This window comes from Bacillus pfraonensis, from assembly GCF_050768835.1.
GTDB lineage: Bacteria > Bacillota > Bacilli > Bacillales > Bacillaceae_G > Bacillus_A > Bacillus_A pfraonensis.
Genome location: NZ_JAHCDO010000038.1, coordinates 1 through 17,562, shown reverse-complemented (window position 1 = coordinate 17,562; position 17,562 = coordinate 1). Strand labels below are relative to the sequence as shown.

Below are 17,562 nucleotides of genomic sequence, written 5' to 3'. Positions count from 1 at the left end.
TGGGGAGGAATGGGTAATGGGAAAAACATTATTTATTGCGGAAAAGCCGAAAGTTGCATACGAATTATTGAAATCACCACGTTTTCGAAATGCAGAGAAGCATATGGGAAGTAAGCCGTATTTTGGTTACTTTGAGAACCATCAGTACATTATTAGTTGGTGTTCCGGTCATTTATTGGAGCTGAAGCATCCAGAAGAAATAGATGAAAAGTACCAAGAATTTAAGTTTGAGCATTTACCGATTTTAGTAGAACCAGAGTATAAGGTGAAACCGGATTATATCGAACAAATCAATATTCTAGTAGATTTATTGCAACGCCAGGATGTAGATCATGTGGTCAACGCGTGTGATGGAGACCGTGAGGGCGAGCTGATTTATCGTGAAATGTATGAATATGCGGGCGTAAATAAACGACAATCTCGCCTCTGGCTTGCTTCGTATGAGCCAGCAGAATTAGAGGCGGGGTTGAACCGATTAGAGCCAGGGGAACACTATGACGGACTTGCAAATTCCGCTAAAGCGAGGCAATACCTAGACTATCTTCTCGGAATCAATGTGACAAGAGGATGTACAACGAAACTTGCTAAAAATCAATTCTTATTGGCAACGGGGCGTGTGCAAATGTGCCTGTTACATGAGATTTGGCAACGTGAGGTAGCCATAGAGAATTATAAGGAACAAATCTACTACAATCTAAAACTCATCACAGAGAATGGATTAGAAGCGGTTATGAAGACAGAAGATCAGTTATTAGATCCAGCTCCCTTACAAAAGCTTGGTGAAAAATTAGTTGGTACAGCACTAACAGTAACAGAGTTTAAAGAGAATACGAGAAAAAAGAAACCAAAATTGTTATATAACCTGACGGATTTGTATAAAGATGCTCATGCGAAATTAAAGGTAAGTGCAGAAACCGCTAAAAAACATATTCAGAGTTTATATGAGGAAGGATGGATTTCCTATCCTCGTTCATCGTCCAGGCATTTGCCAACAGAAAAGGTAGGTAGAGTACAAGAAGTATTCCAAGCTTTGCAGTCTACCAATTATGCGGAGTTGGTGCAACTTGTAGATACGCATACCATTACAGAAAAACATGCCACATTTAACGATGAGCTTGTAGATAGTCACTTTGCCATCATCCCGACAACAAAACCATATGACGGGACCAACAGAAAACCATTAGAAATTCAATTATATAATCTTATTGTAAAGCGGTTTATTGGAAACTTTATGTCACCGGCTGTTTATTTGGTACGTGAGGCACAGTTTATGGATCTTGACGAAAATATATACAGTACGAAAGAGAAAGTTTTACAGGAAAAGGGATTTTTAAGCGTATTTCATGAGGACATGGAAGAAGGTTCTGTGGAAAGCTTTCAAATCCCTTTTTTGTATGAAGGGGACTCATTTCAAATCGTAAAACATGACTTAATGCAGTCGAAAACAAAGAAACCAGCATTCCATACAGAGAGCTCCATTCTAACGTTTATGGAGACCGCCGGTCGTAAATTGGACGATGCCCATTTAAAAGAGTTAATGAAAGGAAAACGGATTGGGACTGTTGCGACAGAAGAAACCTTTATTCCAAAACTTGCAACGAGAAATTACATCACAGTTACCAATGGCCAAATTCGTACTACGAAAATTGGTCGTGCATTTGTAGAGACATTTCCGGTAGATGAAATCAAAAATCCAGCGTATACGGCTGAAATGGAAGGGATGATTCATATGATCGAAAAGAAAGAAATGCCATACGGTGAGTTTGTAGAACAAACGAATACATTTGTAAAAGATACAGTTGAAAAATTAGGAGAAACGGGTGAAAAAGTAGCGGACGAAATGATTCGGAATTGGAATCAACAAATTGAAGTGTGTCGTTGCTCATGTAAAAAGGGGAAAATCCTTCATAAAGGAAATTTCTATGGATGTAGTAATTATCCAGAGTGTGAGATCCGTATGCCAAAGAAAATTAAAGAGAAAGCGATTCCTGAAGCACAAATAAAAAAGCTATTTGAAGGTAAGAAAACGGATCTATTAAAAGGTTTTAAATCTGGTGAGAAAGAGTTTTCGGCATATTTAGTATTCCGAGAAGGCAAAGTACAATTCCAGTTTCCAACGACGGAGGAGTTGTCTCTTGGTAAGTGTCCAGCCTGTAAAAAAGGAGATATTCTTCACCGAAAAACATTTTTTGGGTGCTCAGAATATAAAAATGGTTGTCAGTTCATGTTGCCAGCAAAAATCAAAGAAAAAGCGATTCCTCCTTCGCAATTAAAAAAGATTTTGAAGGGACAATGTTCAGACTTCATTCAAGGATTTAAAGGAGAAAAGGGTGAATTTACGGCGGCACTCTATTTGGATAAGGAGGGGCTAAAGTTTCGATTTCCAACGATAGAAGATCGTACACTAGGGAAATGTCCGCTATGCAAGAGCCGAGTCCTTGTAGGGAAATCTCATTACTTATGTGAGCAATATAAAAAGACTTGTGAATTCATTATTCCAGGGGTCGTGTCTGGAAAGAAAATTAGTAGTAACAATGTGATCAAAATATTAGAAAAGAACATGACCGATCAAATCAAAGGGTTTGAGTCCAAAAATAATGGGAAGAAATTTGATGCTCGGTTGTCTTATAGCACACAAGAGAAACGATTAAAATTCTTATTTGGAAAATAAACGATGTAGAGAACTGATACAAACAGTTCTCTTTTTTATTCTTAACATTATGCACAACAAGGGGGGCTAACATGACATATCGACTAGCAGAGGAGGAAGTCATGAAAGCAAAAGATGTGGATCTGTTATCGTATCTAGAGGCCAAAGGGGAGAAATTTCAAAAGGAAGGCAATTATTATCGTCATACCGAGCATGACAGCCTAATTATTCGAGAGAATATGTTTGCATGGAATAGCCGAGGAGAGAAGGGGTATGGGGCGATTAGCTTTGCCAGGATGTACTATGGTATGACTTTTCAAGAAGCTGTTCGAGACGTGAATCTTGGTGATTATCCTACTTTTACATCTTCTAAGGAGGAAGAAGCAAAACAAGACGAACCATTTCGGTATCCAGGACACTTAGAAGTTCAGGATAAACAAGCTATTAAGCACTATTTAACCGATGAGCGGAAAATTGACGCTCGTTTAGTAAATTGGCTGATTGGACAGGATTTGATTGCACAGGACAAAAAGAAGAATGTTGTATTCAAATGGCGAGAACAAGGTGGGACAGGAAATATAGTAGGGGCAGAGCGTCAAGGGACGGTTAAGATGGCAAATAAACGAGGTTCCTTTAAACAAATTTTGCCGAATGGAAAACCACATACTGGATTTATGGTGGATGTTGGAAAACCAACATCCATTTATTATTTTGAGAGTCCAATTGACCTTCTTTCCTATTGGACGCTACAACAAAACCGACTACAAAATGCAAGGTTAGTCAGTATGAATGGACTGAAGATGAAAACTGTTTTACGTACATTTAAAGAGGCAAAAGATGAAGGATTTCCCGTGAATCGTATTGTCCTGGCGGTAGATAATGATAAAGCGGGGAAAGAATTCACAGAAAAGATAGGAGCTTTAACAATCAATCCACGTGTCCAAATGCACCTTCCTTCCCAAGAAAAAGATTGGAATGATGTACTGAAGAAGGTCATACAATCAACAGAAAAACAGCAACAATCTCATATACAATCGCAAGGACAGCAAAAGAAACAAGTAGTATCAATACAGAGAAAGGAGATGGAACGAAGTGTCTAAATCAATTGAGCCATTAATACCAGTTGTGCCTCTTTCCAATATAATACAGGTTTTAATTTATGGTTTTGTTTTGTATGTTCTCTTTCGTATTTATATGTTTGTTCATCGAATCATTCGAGAAAAAAAAATGCTGAAGCATATGGCGAAGTCGGGCATTTATTTTATAGACAAAATGGATGGGTTTCAGTTTGAGGTCTACCTAAAAGCTCTCTTTCAAGAACTTGGATACCGTCCAGAGGTCACCAAACGTTCTTGTGACTACGGAGTCGACGTCGTATTAAAAGGAAAAAATCGTATTGTGATCCAGGCGAAACGATATGGGATAAAGAATCGAGTAGGGATCCGAGCTGTACAAGAAGTATATGCAGGGAAAGCATATTATAAGGCAGAAGAAGCATGGGTTGTAACCAACAGTTTGTTCACGAAACAAGCTGAAGAATTAGCAAATGCTTGTAAAGTGAAACTAATCAACCGTCATGAGTTGCAGGCATTGATTTTTAAAGTGAATCCAGAACAAAAAGCAGAAGCTGTGTATCAGCAAGTTGAACCAGCAGAACGAAAATGTCCCATTTGTAAAAATCAATTAGTCATTCGATACTCAAAAAAAAATGATCATAAGTTTTTTGGTTGTACTCAATTTCCATCTTGTACGCATACGGAAGCAATTAATAGATGAGCTGAAAGGAAGAAATTCAGCTCTTTTTTTATTTTATTCAAAAAATGAAGTTCTTATCAAAAAACGAACTCTCAAATTCCTTTGTATCGAGTTTTATTATTAGATCTAATGTAATAAGTACTAGACAAGTTAAAACCTCATTTAAAGGGCTTAATAATCCTTAAACGAAATTTAGAAGTATTCTTTGTTAATTTATATAAATTTGAACTCATGTCACATAACAAAAAGATAAAATTCAGAAAATTTAACAATTAGACCTTGCAAGGGCGTGGAGGAAGAGTTGCAATGACCTTATAAGAGCGAAAATGATTAGGGGTGGTTCCAATGAGAAAGGTATCAACGGAAGTAATCCAAGACTTAAGGTATTTTCGTAAAAAAGGGCAAATTGGTTTCGATCTTAGCAACTTTAAGTATTATCAAATGTTTTGCAATGCATTAGAAGCAACGGGTACTTCGTATCACTTGGAGGTCAATGAATTAGAAGGAAATATAATCGTAATTAAAATGATATAAGGAAAGGAGAATGGAGGATGAAAATCAATACGCCAGAATGGTTATTCCTAAGTAAGGAAATTAAGGTGAAACTGATTCGTTTAGCTATTTTAGAATTAAGATTTAAGTATCAAAAATAAAAACCCTCTGTTGCAAAAGCAAACAAAGGGCATTTGAATGAGTATCGTACGATGAAGGGAATCTAGCACATTCCCTTCATTAACAGTATAGCATAAAAGGAAAACAACAAAGGAGATATTCATGAAAGAGATTGAAAAGTACATGACGCCAAGTGAAGCATCATTTCTTTGGGGGATTCCTCGTGAGACATTAAAACATAAATTTAGCCCTTCAGGAATGAACGAAAAAAAAGTAACAGAATTACAACGCATGTTAGATGAAGGGTTAATTAAGTATTTTTTACAACCAGGAGGGAAGCGGAAGGAATGGATCATTAGTCGTCAAGCTATGTATGAATGGTTTGGTGAACCAAAAAGATAAATTGAATTAAGGGAGGAAATAAATATATGTCTTTAAATCGTACAATTTTAGTTGGTCGTCTCACAAAGGATCCTGATTTACGTTACACGCCAAATGGGGTTGCGGTCGCAACATTTACGCTAGCTGTGAATAGACCGTTCACAAACCAGGGACAAAGAGAAGCTGACTTCATTTCAGTGGTTGTTTGGCGTAAACAAGCTGAGAATGTAGCAAACTATCTAAAAAAAGGTAGTTTAGCTGGTGTAGATGGTCGTCTTCAAACACGTAATTATGATGGGCAAGATGGGAAGCGCGTATATGTGACAGAGGTTGTTGCAGAGAGCGTACAATTTTTAGAGCCACGTAATAGTGGTGGCGGAGAACGTAATTCATTTAATCAACAGCCAGTAGGAGCTTGTTTTGGTAATCAAGGTTCGAACTCATTTAATCAATCTAGTAATTCTGGATTTAAAAAGAATGATGATCCATTCTCTAATTCAGGTCAACCAATTGATATTTCGGACGACGATTTACCCTTCTAACGTTAAGTAGATCTTTGTACAAAAGGAGGAAGCAATAGATGGAAGATACAAAGAATCCCTTTTCACAAAGGTGTAAAGGGATTCTTATTATGATTGTAAGCTTTTGAATCATAATGTTTTTCATGTACGGAGAAATCCTGTTACAATAAAAAAATGGCATAGGGTATGAGAAATATAGAGCTATAGAATATATTAGGGAGAGATTTCATGAAATCAACAGGAGTAACTCGAAAATTAGATAATTTAGGACGTATCGTTATACCAATGGAGTTAAGACGCACGCTGGAAATTGAAGATAAGGCACCATTAGAGATTTATGTAGAAGATGAAAAGATTATCTTGAAAAAATATGAAGCTAATGGTGCTTGTGCAATAACAGGTGAAGTATCTGATAAAAATATTGCTTTAGCAGACGGAAAGATTACGCTAAGCCCGACAGGTGCAGAGCTTATAATAGAGGAATTACAGAAGAATCTTGTAAAATAATTGGCTCCTTTCAGAGGAGCTTTTTCAAGACAATCACAAATAATTTCACGTACCGTATCTATTAATAAACAAAATAAAGATTTTTACCAAGGGATTCTTGCTCTCCTCTGAAGTCGATGTGCTACGATAGTTCTATATTCTCATTTTGACAGTAATAGGAGGCGTGTCTATGAAAAATCATATAAAAGTGAATGGACAGATTCGTCAAACAAATAAGAAATGGTCGCATCTCAGACAACAACAAAAAGAACGCATTTCTAATTGGCTTCGTAGGGAATATACAAAATTTGTACAACTGAATCATAGAAGACCTAAAAAATACGAGCATGATGAAATTCTTGGTAAAGTAATGGATCGAATCGAAGAACGTGAAATTTGGATTCCATATGGGGAAGTAAAAAGATATTATTTAAGTAAAAATGGTAAATGGTTTCGAAAAATAGAAAAAGAATGGGATGAACAAACATCCAATAATCAAGAGCAGAAAACACTAGAAAAGAAGAATCCTTAAAATCGGAGTTCTTCTTTTTATTTTTTATAAAAAACTTTTGTTCCCATAATTTTTTAAATTTCTCTTGTAACCCTTATCTCTATTACTTTCGTGCATTTCATAAAAATGTTCCCAAAATCTTTAGTTAAAAAAATATTCTGAAAATACATTTACACTTGCGACACTTGTAATATATGATATTGATGCGAGGTGAATTTCCAATTTTTTTCACAATAGGAGGATGATGGGATGAAAAAGAATTTTCTAGCTAAGGCTGGTATATTTGCGTTAGCAGCCGGAATAATTTTGCCTTCAACGGTTGCACATGGTGAAAGTTTCTCTTCTTCTATATCAGCATCTACAGAAAGTATAAACATTAATGAAGTGAGTAGTGAAACACCGATTTTTGATGTTTACGACAAAGACAAAAATCTGATTAAAACCTATACTAAGGGGGAAATAGATAAACTAAATCAGTCTCTTGTACTTAATCCATTAGTTGATTCTAATGATAATAAACTTAAAGAGGAGACACTTGTAACTCCTTTAGCTATGAATGTTTATAATTTTCAACCAACTAGTTTTAGTTCATATAGATGGATCAACAGTGGAATGTCATTTTATCGACCTCAAAGTGTACATGTAGTAGCATCAAATACCGTCAAATTAGGAGTAGAAGTATATAGAAATGATGTATATGAAGGAGACGTAGTCCCTAGAGGTTCTTTTAGTGGTGGGCTAAACATTCCTATTTCCCACCTTACAGATGGATGGCATAATTATTACAAACTTTTACTTAGAAATCATGGTGGAGGAACAGTTAAATTATCAGGTGGACAAGTATATTATAAGTAATTTTTTTATCAAATATAGAAATAAATAGTATAAGTTAAAAAGACTAGGATTTATTTTCCTAGTCTTTTTAATTTAGTAGCGTCTCTTTTTATTTAAGGTATCCGTATTAACATATTAGTTGAGTTTTTGTTTATCTTGACTAAAAATTTCAATAGTATATGAGTCATTTTCAATCCATTGTTTTACTTTCTTTGTTTTAAGTAAATCAGATATCTGTTTTTCAATTTTCTTTCCCAACTCTTTAGCCTGTGGATCAGAACTGTGTATAGTAGAATTTATAGCAAGGATAAATGGTTGGTTCGATTCGAAATTAATTGACCGAATTCCAAAACCTTTGTATTCATTTTTGGTAAACACTTCATCAAAAATAGAACTATAAACTTTGCTCCATCGCCTCTCTTTCTTTACAATGTCCATATTTCTCTGACTCACATTAATTGTATATGGTCTAACATCTTGATTCTTTAATTGAGTGTTAATCGCTTTTTCTAACTTATTTGTATTTACAGTATCAGCTATTTCTAAGTCTACTGTTCTTGGTGTATCGCCCATAGAGGCACTAAGAAAGTCCTTTTCATCTACCGTTTCCACAATGGTGTCCATAACTTTTTCTTCTTCACTTTTTGCTTCTTCTTTATCGTTCTGTTGACATGCCCCTAATAAAATAGCTAATACAAGAGGAAGAATTACCCCTTTTCTTTTTTTCATTTCAATCTCCTTTCTCATAAATGCTTTATTATATATTTGAGTCCTAGATGGTAAAAACATAATAAAAGTGTAATCAATCTAATTTCCATATTTGGTTAGATATTCTTCAAAGCAAACGAAAAACCTTCACTTAATTTTTACAGGTATGAAAAACAATGTACATAGCAATACCGCACTCGCTAATTTGTATTGGGGCTGTTATTCATTTCATTTTAGAGGGGTATTTCCAATCATGTTTTTTCTTAGAAACAGTTGAAGGAGTTTCTCTTTTTTGATTTTGCTTTTCGATATTTTTTAAAGACGTATGCATTTGCTCCACTTGCTCTTTTACTTCTTTTAGTTCCAGTTTCATTTCCATGAGTAAGCGGAAAATGGCATCTACTTTATTCATTACAACATACTCCCTTCGTTTTCTGTCATTTCTTTTTTATAAGCTGAATTTGAAAAATATCCGATTCCTTTATACCTAGAACCCGCATTTCATCTTTAAACGTTCTCCAGGATTCAACATAAATGGATTTTGTACTTCTATCCCTTAATGTGTACACTCTCATGTACTGTAGCTTCTGTTTCTTATTTCTTTCCACACGGTCTTCCCCCGTTATTTTTGATTGATGTAATCATAATATCTTTTTAACGAAAGCTTAGATTTAAAGCCTACTTGGTTTATAATTTCATCTTCTGATAATTGCTGTCTAATTAGATTTAGAATGAAAGTATTACGTAAATGCTGTGATGAAATTCCTTTGCGTAAGTTAGCCCTTGCCACTTCAAGTCGGATCATTTTTTGGACAGCAATTTCTGTTAAAGCTTTTGGTGCATCATTTTCATATACCCAACGAAATGTATTTCGAGTATAATCGAATGCCACAAATAGTGGATCGGTACTATGATATTTTGGACGAACAGGTTCTGGAATGATTTTATAATAGCTAAATAATCGCTTTTTATCATCTTCACTTAATACAATCGTTCTTTCTATTCCTGTTATTCCTGGAACTGTGATTGTATTGTTCTCAAAATGAACATGCTTCATTTGTAATCCCACAAGTTCTTGTAGTGATAGTCCATAGTCCAAAAGGAAATGTACAATAGAAATGTTTCGATCCTGAAGTATAGGACGAACGGCACTTTGTCTCTCGGTTAATCCATCCAATGTGGTTAACATATACTTTAGCCTTTTTTCTTCCTTATTCGAGATAAAGTCATCATCACGTAACGCACGATTTGGTTGAATACTCAATTGCATCTCATCTAACGGATTTGGCAGTTGTAAATACTTATACAGTCTATTTAAGACAATATAGACACGATGCATTGTTTTATCAGAGTACTGTCGTTGCTGTTTTAAATCATAGAAATACGCTTCAAAATCCTTTGTACCAAGCGTCGTCCATATATTGCATGTAGGGAGTTTTTTAGATTTTTGCAACCAATGACCAAAGTCTTCAATATCATAAACATATCGTTTAATTGTGGAAGGCTTTCTCCCTTTATTTAATAAAAAGGAAGCAAAATGTTGTACTGTATCTTGGAATTCTGTTGTTGGCATAACCCTATCATCCTAATTTTTCTTTTAGTATATCAAATTTTACACATATTCCACCTACCTATTCATCCACTAAAAAATATGCAAAAAAAAGATAAGACCAGAACTCGGTCTTATCTATGCTATAAGGGGTCACCATACATGCCCATCAATTTAAGGGTATTAACTATCCCCGAGTGTAAAAATATGAAGTGACAATAAAGTTGTTTAATTTTCAATAAAAATAGATATTTCCTTCTTTTATTTTTGGCATGTATTCGCTACCTCTAATTATCTATATGGTGTTATTGTATCTACTATTCTATTTTGACACACTGCACAGAAACTAGCTCCAAGGTTTCTCATCTTACAATCATATTCAGGACGGTATAGCCCACAATGGTAATAACCTGCACCTTCAAATGTACCAACCGTTCCCTTAGATACTGGACTAGGCTGTATATTACACTGTGTACAATCTGGGTTTGGCATTGTAGGCATAGGTGTAGTCGGAAGAATTAAGTTTTTCCATTTATTTGTCGTAATATTGGTGTCAATTGTAATATTAGGTTGACAAGGTTCAGCCCCTGAATAATAATCTTGATTCTTATATTCGGTACAGTCATATTCATCAGCAAGTCCAAAAACAGTATGGCCCATTTCATGGATCAGGATTTCTGCTGCTTGTGGAGCTGTAGATGCAATTGCTATCTCTCCACCTGAACCACCATACTTGCTAGTATTAACCAGCATCATCACAGCATGATATTCTGGTACTTGATCATTTGCAACTGAGAGAGCAGTAGAAACGTTTGCTGTTAATAGATAAGAAAGATTATTTGTACAAAAAGTAGCATCAAAATAGGTCTTAACAGATGAGCCTGAACCTCCTCTACATCTTGCTGGGTCGTCAGCTCCGCTATCTGTTGATACAATGTCAACCCGATAGATATTGATGCCATCCCAAACTTTGAAAAAGGGTGGTGTCGCATAAAGTTTATCTACACACTCTTGAACGTCTATTTGAAATCGATCAATCTCACTTTCCCTGTATCCTTCGGAAAGAATTACGAGGTTAAAACGCTGATTCGGTGAACCATGGTCAATGATTTTGGTAGTACCAATAATATATCCATCTGAAGTACTCATTTTTTCACCTCAGTTTTATCAGAATCAGAATGGAAAGTAAAACGTGCAAGCTCAGTAGCAGGTTGTAGCTCAAGCATGTTATTTTTTTCCGTTGGACTACTAAATAGAGCGACACTGCATCCTTCACTAATATCTGGGACTAAAAAAACAAAGATACCACTATTGTGTTTTTCTTCTCGTCGATGGATTGAATTTTCAGATTCATTAGAAAAGACTTTAATTTCTTCATGTGACCGCTGGTGTACTATTCTGCGATAAAGCGAATGACCATTAATATCGTCTAGGGAGTACCATGAACCTGAATATTCATTACTTTTAAGAAAATCATCAGATGGTGGTGGAATTATATTAACTTTTTGTGATGAAATTAATTTCAAATTATGATTCTCGTAGGAAAAAATAAGGCGTAGTGACTTATTATATTTTGGTTCTATTAAAACATCTAATGTATGTGACAATTTGATTTCTCCTTTTTAATACATTAAGAATAAATTCATCTTAAGTTTTAGCGTTTTAATGAATTTTATGCGTAAATTACAACATAAGTTTGTTCGGGATTCCGGCATATAGCCATTTCTTGATGACAGTAATGGGCGTAGTGAATCAATTAGAACGTGACTTAATTCGTATGCGTCAGCGTGAGGGGATTGACCTTGCAAAAAAGAAGGAAAGTATCGAGGAAGAGTTAAAAAGTATCATGAAAAGCATGCTGGAATGAATTATGCACTTAAGGCTATATGAAGAAGGAAATATGACAGTAAAACAAATTTGTGAAATTATCAATGTTTCAAGATCAGCTTTATATAGGAAACTGCAAGATAAAATATAAGAAAAAGCACCCGCCTAAATTGGAAAAACTTTCAGTTGTGGCGGGTTATTCTTTGAATCGTTTCCGTACCCCAACAAGTCTTACTCTAGTTGAATTTTCACACCAGCTTTATGACTACATCCTCCGGCACTTGAAATGTTGTAGAATCAAGGATAAGAATACGCTTAAAGTGAGCAGAAAGAGCATGAGAAATCTTAGATACTCCCCAAGAAGTGTAGTAAATACAGTTCGAAAGAAGACTACAGAAGCCGAGTTAAATCGCCGATTAAGTCCCTCAGGACTTAATAAAACTCCTGTTGAAGTTTCTAATTGACTACAAAGTTGAGTAAGAGAGGTAGTAGCGAATTGTTGATTTAACCATACACACAAAGATAAAAAATGGTGCCCATGGCACTTACGTTTTCGTTTCATTCCGCCTGCTTCTATAGCTAATTGATTAAGTGTAGCGGGAGACATATAACGATATAACTCTTCGGCAAATAAAGACAACTCTTGTTTTTGATGCATATTCATAAAAAGCACGTCACCCTTTCTCATTAACATAAGAGAATAGTAACGTGCTTTTAACTTCAAGAATAGTCTAAATCCTTAAGTTGATGGATGTGGGGTGGTACCCCCAACAGAATCGAAAGAATATCTCTTATAGATGTTCCAAGAAGTTCGTAATATTTTGCACTGTCATGATAAACATGTACATTATTAGTTACATCTAAATCATATGCAATTTCCCGTAACTGACCTGCTCCTGTTTGTCCCATAGCTAAACATCCTTTATTTGCTAAAAAGTAATGAGAAGTTAGTATCGAATCAAATTTAGAGTACCAGACCGTGGTTGTTTCGTATTCATGACCAGTTCTTCTTCTAATTATTCCTGGAGCGTATCGGAATTTTCCAATGGGTGTAAACGCATCTGAAGGTAAAGTTGGTGCCATACAAAACCAAGAAATAAAAGCGTCTAGTAATCGTTGATTTTCTCTAAGTTGATGAGCAGCATGTGCTAATACATGACATCCTAAAGAATGTGTGATAGCTATTGCACCTTCAATTTCTGAATTTGATAATTTTTCTAAAAAAGGTTTGATGTATTCGCCTGCTTTTTCTGCTCGTCTCACTAGTTCTTTCCACATTACTATGAAAAATAAAAACGTGGATTCTCCTGTAACCTTCTCACCTGATGCAGTTGCAAACGCATCTATTAATAACTTTTTTTTGTCGTCTTCTAAAGAGGTATCATAACTTACCAGATAAATGTCTATTGGTGGATTGCTCTCGTCTTTAAACAGCCATGCTGCATATTTCTCAAACAGTTTATAAAAATTGAACGCATTATTATGATTATTTTCGGGTTTACTTAGCTCTTCATATTGTGGTCCATGGACAAATACGAAAGGGGTACGTCCTTGTGGAAAAGTCACAGTATTGAGGTCAATTGGATCCCAACTTGGCTCTATGCCTTCTTTCCATGGAAATTCTTTAGGATTATTAAGCTTTAAAATCTCTGTTTTAGGGTTTTGCTCAATGCTATCGGCAATGATTTCCCGTACTTTATTAATAAGTTCAGTAGGATAAACTTCTTGATCCATAAGCATTTTATTAACTATTGTCTGATGCAGAGATTCTCTGTCAATAACAATATTATTAATATCAGTAAGATGATCAAGACAACTAGTATTTCCTAATATTTCACTGATGTCTGTGTATACAAGTTTCACAATATCTGTTGATGAATTACGTACACTTGTTATTATACTTTTGGTTTGTTTTCCTAGCTGATCAAGATCCATAAACATTACTCCTTTTTCTAGTTATTCCAAAATATATAGCGAAGATAAACAGTGAATTGTATTTTCTAGAATTAATCAAATGTAAATTCTTCTGTTTCTCAATCAACGCAGCATCCATGATATCCGTCATTCTGTCTACAAAGGATACACGAATCAATCTCCTGGAATTTTTAGTTATTGTATAACGGGTAGCATGCACATTTTAACCTTTTTATACGCTAAGAGATTCTCAAAACTCAATATTACCTATTTCAATTGAGACTTTGATTTAGAGATGAGTTTTAAGATGTATTTTAAGCTATTTTGAGCTTAATTTCATTCGTCTCAAATACCCTCGTTTTTGAGATTGGATAAATCGCTTGGAGTAGTAAAATCAACGTTTTTATGTCGAATTTTACTTAACGTATATTTTCGTTAAAATGTTGGTGGTACGCCATATATAAGAGACTCATAATTCATAATAATTAATTAGATAAAATTGGGAAAATATTTTTGATCAAATTGGAAAAAATACTGTTATTCCATATAAAGTGAGTGATTTATTTTCTTACATCAGCACCATTAAGAATTCGTGTAAAGGATGTGTACACACTTCCAAGAAATAATCTTTTGAATAAATTCATAAAATTCTGAATATCGAAATATTGAAGGGAAGATTAAACAAATGTGGATTCAGAGCACTGATAAAAGCACAATTATTAAAATGAAAAAAATTCAGGCGAAACCCATAAATGTGGGACCAATTGACAGTGCTTTCGAAATATTAGTTAATGATGTAGTCATGGCCCATACGAAAAATCATGATGCTACAAGAATACTTATGTCTGGAATAGTAAACGCAATAAATATCAATGAGAATGATGGAAATGTGTATTCTTTAAAGGATCACATATAAAAGTATTATTAAACAATGTTAATTTAGATCGCCCATCTTTATCATATGATAAATGGGTAGGAGTTTTTCAAAAAATATTAATATTATAGGAGTAAATATGAACGGATTATTGAAGGTTTTTCTTTTTAAAACTGGTGAACAGTATCCTTTGACGATTAAATATATGCCTTTTTCAGATTTTAAAGTTTATCATGAGTACGTACTACAATATGGACTAAACTATGATAATTTACCTCAATCAGATATTAGAGAAAAATATGTTCTAAAAGATGTGGATTTTGTTTTGGTAAAACAACTTAATGAATCAGAACCTAATTTTGAAGTATATTTAACTTTTCAAAATAGAATTCAATAGTATTTCTATTTTAAATGTAAAATAATACCACGAGAGAAGGTCATAAACTTGTAAGGCAACATTTTTCCAAATCTACAGGATTTCAAAGTCTTCATCATGCTTCATGTACCACAAAATAGAGAGAAATTTATTCCTTATATAAACAAAAACGAAGTCTGGTCCAAGACTTCGTTTTTTGACCTTCAATGAATTACGGAAGGTTATTAACAATCACATTAAATATAAAAATTTTTGTTGAAGTAGTATATTTTTTTAAAAACTTTTCAACAGAACCTTTATGAATATATCCTTTGTACCAAAATAAACTCAAGTACTACTGAATCTTTGGGATGGAAGTTATAGAACTCTAATTCCCAATTGTTCTCATCCATATATGTTTTTCTAATAAGAGTAAAGTCGTATATATTATTAACACTTTTAAAAAAAATATCATAAATAACGTAATTTAATTTGGTGCTAGTAAATTTCATGGAATTACTTGATCCTGAATTTATAGTTAATCTATCTTGAATATATATAGGTTCTGCAGATGATGACCTGTTATTATTCACTGTTTTAACACCTCTAATTTCATCTAATTTTCTTCTTTCCATGACACATAAACTTTTCCTACTTTTACTAATCGTGTATAGTATACTTCCTTTAACATAGTTGGATCAGTTCCATTGTTGTAGAATGTAAAGCTTACTAGTTTCATTTTTATATTCCGCCATTTATTGGTTAATACAACTGACGTATTTGTTGAATTCCAATAAATCTCTGTAATTTCCTCGCCTTCAAAGGTATTTGGTATATCTATAGTTACTTTTTCCCCTGGATATATATCTTTTTCATATGGATAACTATATAACCGTCTATCATAAAAATCGTATTCAATTTCCATAAACTGTTCCACCTTTAATTGTCCTAATTCGAGTGATTCCCATAAAACACAGATATTATACATTTTCTACATCTTTTCGGGTTCTGTTGCGAAGTTTGCAAAACCATGATTAAACTTTTGCAAAGTGTCTCCTCATCCCTAGAATCGTTTCTGTACTCCTTTTTGAATTGTTTTATTTTAAGGGGTCACCATACATGCCCATCAATTTAATAATTTTATAACGCCCTATGAATGAAAAAATACGCTATTCTTTCTGTAGAATCTTAGGAAAGAATAGCGTATTTTTAATTTTAGGTGAATTTTGTTTTGCTTGATAGCGATGTGGTGAGCCCCTAATATATAATATTGCATATAAAAATATATTGATATATTTGTAAGCGCTTACTATAATAAAGGCATAAAGATTAACCATATCTTAATACGAAAAAAGAGGAGGAAATAATATGACAATCGCAATGGCAGTTTTATCATTCTTAGGTGGAGCAATTCCATTAGTTCAAGAACTTTTAAAAGCAGTAATGTAAGTTCATTATTCAGCAATTATTTATAAAAATTATCATACAAATGATCTGTTTATCAAAAGTAATTTGATATGCAGATCATTTGTGTGAGTCTACATATGATAAAAAGGCTTTATCCCTCATAAGGATTAAGTCTTTTTTTTGTTATTTACGAAACACGACAAAATAATAAGCTAACAATAGCAAGAAAAAATTCAAAATAATAATTAGAATTATATTGTGATATATGTTAACGGTAGATTCCAAAGAGATTTCCGTGTCTCTTCCATCTGCTTTTTTCCTTGTTATATAAAATCTATATAATAAACATGAAATTGAACAAATTAAACGTAGCCAATGTCTTAAACAAGTGTTTGTTTAATTTCTCCATCATATAAGTAAAAAAGAGATAAGAACACTTTTTCAAGTGCATTATCTCTTTTCGAATATGCATTTCATATCCCATGTAAATTTACCACATATTTGAATGGGACTTACAAATTGCTCTTCAATAATAATTATATCTTGTTTTTGTAAAAAATATACAATTCCAAGCCTTTTCAAAAATACATGGCCAGAATGTCCGTGCTTTACATGTTTTTAAGAATTATAGTCGGTTGTAACATGAAATTCATATTATTTTAATTTATTAAACATGAATATAAATATAGTATGTTAGGTAATAATCATACATTCTTCTCTATTAAACTATATCTATATTTTCACTAATTTATTATGATATCGACGTTGATTTAAAGTGATTTGTGCGAAATGTATAAATGGAATTTTCTAGTAATTAAACACAATAAATTGTTCTGTTTTCTTAATTCACAAAAATTTCAAAATTAAAATCTTCAAATGTTAATATTTGTTATATAATGAAATTGTCACACCAGTCATTAAGTAGTTCCCGATTGTGTCTATTGAAATATGTTTTATTACCCTTGCTTTCATTAAAACAAAAAGAACTTGTAGTGATTCCTACAAGTTCTTTTTGTTTTTCTTATTGAATTGGAACAGAAACTTTCAAACATCCATTTACCATAAAAAGGAATAATTATTTTTCCATGTTTCGTAGCATATTAAAACCGTAGGAGGTGATACATATGGTTAAAAAGAATAACAGAAATAATAATGAAGTATTGGTTCAAGGTGCTGAG

19 protein-coding genes and 1 pseudogene are annotated in these 17,562 nt (G+C 33.6%); 12 read left to right on the top strand and 8 right to left on the bottom strand.

Annotated elements, in window-relative coordinates; translation table 11 throughout:
* The first annotated feature begins 16 nt into the window (after positions 1–16).
* The 9 genes from KFD70_RS25265 to KFD70_RS25225 all read left to right on the top strand — a co-directional run bounded on the left by KFD70_RS25265 (position 17) and on the right by KFD70_RS25225 (position 7,771).
* A complete protein-coding gene (locus KFD70_RS25265) occupies positions 17–2,671 on the top strand; it encodes a type IA DNA topoisomerase (RefSeq protein WP_336454098.1) in 2,655 nt (884 codons plus the stop codon).
* A gap of 71 nt (positions 2,672–2,742) precedes the next feature.
* Positions 2,743–3,750, top strand: a complete 1,008-nt coding sequence (locus tag KFD70_RS25260) for a DUF3991 and toprim domain-containing protein (protein WP_336454099.1) — start codon at positions 2,743–2,745, stop codon at positions 3,748–3,750.
* Positions 3,751–3,766: 16 nt separating this feature from the next.
* Positions 3,767–4,426: a restriction endonuclease gene (locus KFD70_RS25255; protein ID WP_420792382.1), complete on the top strand. Its 660-nt coding sequence runs from the start codon at positions 3,767–3,769 to the stop codon at positions 4,424–4,426.
* Positions 4,427–4,750: 324 nt separating this feature from the next.
* Positions 4,751–4,939, top strand: coding sequence for a hypothetical protein (locus tag KFD70_RS25250; RefSeq protein ID WP_336454100.1), 189 nt, complete (start codon positions 4,751–4,753; stop codon positions 4,937–4,939).
* Positions 4,940–5,179: 240 nt separating this feature from the next.
* The gene (locus KFD70_RS25245; protein ID WP_336454101.1) at positions 5,180–5,419 is read left to right on the top strand and encodes a helix-turn-helix domain-containing protein; all 240 of its coding nucleotides are present in this window, start codon (positions 5,180–5,182) and stop codon (positions 5,417–5,419) included.
* A gap of 26 nt (positions 5,420–5,445) precedes the next feature.
* Positions 5,446–5,940 (top strand): single-stranded DNA-binding protein, encoded by a 495-nt coding sequence (gene ssb, locus KFD70_RS25240; RefSeq protein WP_336454102.1) that lies wholly within the window; start codon positions 5,446–5,448, stop codon positions 5,938–5,940.
* A 207-nt stretch (positions 5,941–6,147) separates the two neighbouring features.
* The gene (locus tag KFD70_RS25235) at positions 6,148–6,426 is read left to right on the top strand and encodes an AbrB/MazE/SpoVT family DNA-binding domain-containing protein (RefSeq protein WP_336454103.1); all 279 of its coding nucleotides are present in this window, start codon (positions 6,148–6,150) and stop codon (positions 6,424–6,426) included.
* Between the two features lie 169 nt (positions 6,427–6,595).
* A complete protein-coding gene (locus tag KFD70_RS25230; RefSeq protein ID WP_336454104.1) occupies positions 6,596–6,937 on the top strand; it encodes a transposase in 342 nt (113 codons plus the stop codon).
* Positions 6,938–7,165: 228 nt separating this feature from the next.
* Complete coding sequence (locus KFD70_RS25225) at positions 7,166–7,771, top strand: hypothetical protein (RefSeq protein ID WP_336454105.1); 606 nt, start codon at positions 7,166–7,168, stop codon at positions 7,769–7,771.
* Positions 7,772–7,885: 114 nt separating this feature from the next.
* Here the strand turns inward: KFD70_RS25225 and KFD70_RS25220 are convergent, their stop codons facing one another.
* The 5 genes from KFD70_RS25220 to KFD70_RS25200 all read right to left on the bottom strand — a co-directional run bounded on the left by KFD70_RS25220 (position 7,886) and on the right by KFD70_RS25200 (position 11,614).
* A complete protein-coding gene (locus tag KFD70_RS25220; protein WP_221783277.1) occupies positions 7,886–8,479 on the bottom strand; it encodes a DUF4030 domain-containing protein in 594 nt (197 codons plus the stop codon).
* Between the two features lie 202 nt (positions 8,480–8,681).
* Entirely contained in the window at positions 8,682–8,870 is a 189-nt protein-coding gene (locus KFD70_RS25215; RefSeq protein WP_336454106.1) for a hypothetical protein, read from the bottom strand.
* Positions 8,871–9,080: 210 nt separating this feature from the next.
* Positions 9,081–10,031, bottom strand: coding sequence for a tyrosine-type recombinase/integrase (locus KFD70_RS25210; RefSeq protein ID WP_336454107.1), 951 nt, complete (start codon positions 10,029–10,031; stop codon positions 9,081–9,083).
* Positions 10,032–10,298: 267 nt separating this feature from the next.
* Positions 10,299–11,156: a M64 family metallopeptidase gene (locus KFD70_RS25205; protein ID WP_336454108.1), complete on the bottom strand. Its 858-nt coding sequence runs from the start codon at positions 11,154–11,156 to the stop codon at positions 10,299–10,301.
* Positions 11,153–11,614: a hypothetical protein gene (locus tag KFD70_RS25200; RefSeq protein ID WP_336454109.1), complete on the bottom strand. Its 462-nt coding sequence runs from the start codon at positions 11,612–11,614 to the stop codon at positions 11,153–11,155. The genes KFD70_RS25205 and KFD70_RS25200 overlap by 4 nt, the downstream gene beginning before the upstream one ends.
* A gap of 122 nt (positions 11,615–11,736) precedes the next feature.
* Between KFD70_RS25200 and KFD70_RS25195 the strand changes: the two genes are divergently transcribed.
* Positions 11,737–11,874 (top strand): recombinase family protein, encoded by a 138-nt coding sequence (locus KFD70_RS25195; protein ID WP_336454115.1) that lies wholly within the window; start codon positions 11,737–11,739, stop codon positions 11,872–11,874.
* 3 nt (positions 11,875–11,877) lie between these two features.
* Complete coding sequence (locus KFD70_RS25190) at positions 11,878–11,985, top strand: helix-turn-helix domain-containing protein (RefSeq protein ID WP_431613457.1); 108 nt, start codon at positions 11,878–11,880, stop codon at positions 11,983–11,985.
* 83 nt (positions 11,986–12,068) lie between these two features.
* Here the strand turns inward: KFD70_RS25190 and KFD70_RS25185 are convergent.
* Together KFD70_RS25185 and KFD70_RS25180 are read right to left on the bottom strand one after the other, a co-directional pair.
* Positions 12,069–12,498, bottom strand: a pseudogene (locus KFD70_RS25185) (transposase); the annotation flags it as partial.
* A 56-nt stretch (positions 12,499–12,554) separates the two neighbouring features.
* Positions 12,555–13,769, bottom strand: coding sequence for a hypothetical protein (locus KFD70_RS25180; RefSeq protein WP_336454110.1), 1,215 nt, complete (start codon positions 13,767–13,769; stop codon positions 12,555–12,557).
* Positions 13,770–14,761: 992 nt separating this feature from the next.
* On the opposite strand from KFD70_RS25180, the gene KFD70_RS25175 reads away from it, so the two are divergent.
* On the top strand, positions 14,762–15,019 hold the full coding sequence (locus KFD70_RS25175; RefSeq protein WP_336454111.1) for a hypothetical protein: 258 nt from the start codon (positions 14,762–14,764) through the stop codon (positions 15,017–15,019).
* 574 nt (positions 15,020–15,593) lie between these two features.
* On the opposite strand, the gene KFD70_RS25170 is transcribed toward KFD70_RS25175, so the two are convergent.
* Positions 15,594–15,902 carry a hypothetical protein gene (locus KFD70_RS25170; RefSeq protein WP_336454112.1) on the bottom strand — a complete coding sequence of 103 codons (309 nt, stop codon included), beginning with the start codon at positions 15,900–15,902 and terminating at the stop codon, positions 15,594–15,596.
* Positions 15,903–17,562: the final 1,660 nt, after the last annotated feature.

Coding starts and splice junctions, on each gene's coding strand:
- KFD70_RS25175 (WP_336454111.1), top strand. CDS start 14,762: ATGAACGGATTATTGAAGGTTTTTCTTTTTAAAACTGGTGAACAGTAT.
- ssb (WP_336454102.1), top strand. CDS start 5,446: ATGTCTTTAAATCGTACAATTTTAGTTGGTCGTCTCACAAAGGATCCT.
- KFD70_RS25230 (WP_336454104.1), top strand. CDS start 6,596: ATGAAAAATCATATAAAAGTGAATGGACAGATTCGTCAAACAAATAAG.
- KFD70_RS25210 (WP_336454107.1), bottom strand. CDS start 10,031: ATGCCAACAACAGAATTCCAAGATACAGTACAACATTTTGCTTCCTTT.
- KFD70_RS25170 (WP_336454112.1), bottom strand. CDS start 15,902: ATGGAAATTGAATACGATTTTTATGATAGACGGTTATATAGTTATCCA.
- KFD70_RS25180 (WP_336454110.1), bottom strand. CDS start 13,769: ATGGATCTTGATCAGCTAGGAAAACAAACCAAAAGTATAATAACAAGT.
- KFD70_RS25235 (WP_336454103.1), top strand. CDS start 6,148: ATGAAATCAACAGGAGTAACTCGAAAATTAGATAATTTAGGACGTATC.
- KFD70_RS25250 (WP_336454100.1), top strand. CDS start 4,751: ATGAGAAAGGTATCAACGGAAGTAATCCAAGACTTAAGGTATTTTCGT.
- KFD70_RS25205 (WP_336454108.1), bottom strand. CDS start 11,156: ATGAGTACTTCAGATGGATATATTATTGGTACTACCAAAATCATTGAC.
- KFD70_RS25220 (WP_221783277.1), bottom strand. CDS start 8,479: ATGAAAAAAAGAAAAGGGGTAATTCTTCCTCTTGTATTAGCTATTTTA.
- KFD70_RS25195 (WP_336454115.1), top strand. CDS start 11,737: ATGACAGTAATGGGCGTAGTGAATCAATTAGAACGTGACTTAATTCGT.
- KFD70_RS25225 (WP_336454105.1), top strand. CDS start 7,166: ATGAAAAAGAATTTTCTAGCTAAGGCTGGTATATTTGCGTTAGCAGCC.
- KFD70_RS25215 (WP_336454106.1), bottom strand. CDS start 8,870: ATGAATAAAGTAGATGCCATTTTCCGCTTACTCATGGAAATGAAACTG.
- KFD70_RS25245 (WP_336454101.1), top strand. CDS start 5,180: ATGAAAGAGATTGAAAAGTACATGACGCCAAGTGAAGCATCATTTCTT.
- KFD70_RS25190 (WP_431613457.1), top strand. CDS start 11,878: ATGCACTTAAGGCTATATGAAGAAGGAAATATGACAGTAAAACAAATT.
- KFD70_RS25260 (WP_336454099.1), top strand. CDS start 2,743: ATGACATATCGACTAGCAGAGGAGGAAGTCATGAAAGCAAAAGATGTG.
- KFD70_RS25265 (WP_336454098.1), top strand. CDS start 17: ATGGGAAAAACATTATTTATTGCGGAAAAGCCGAAAGTTGCATACGAA.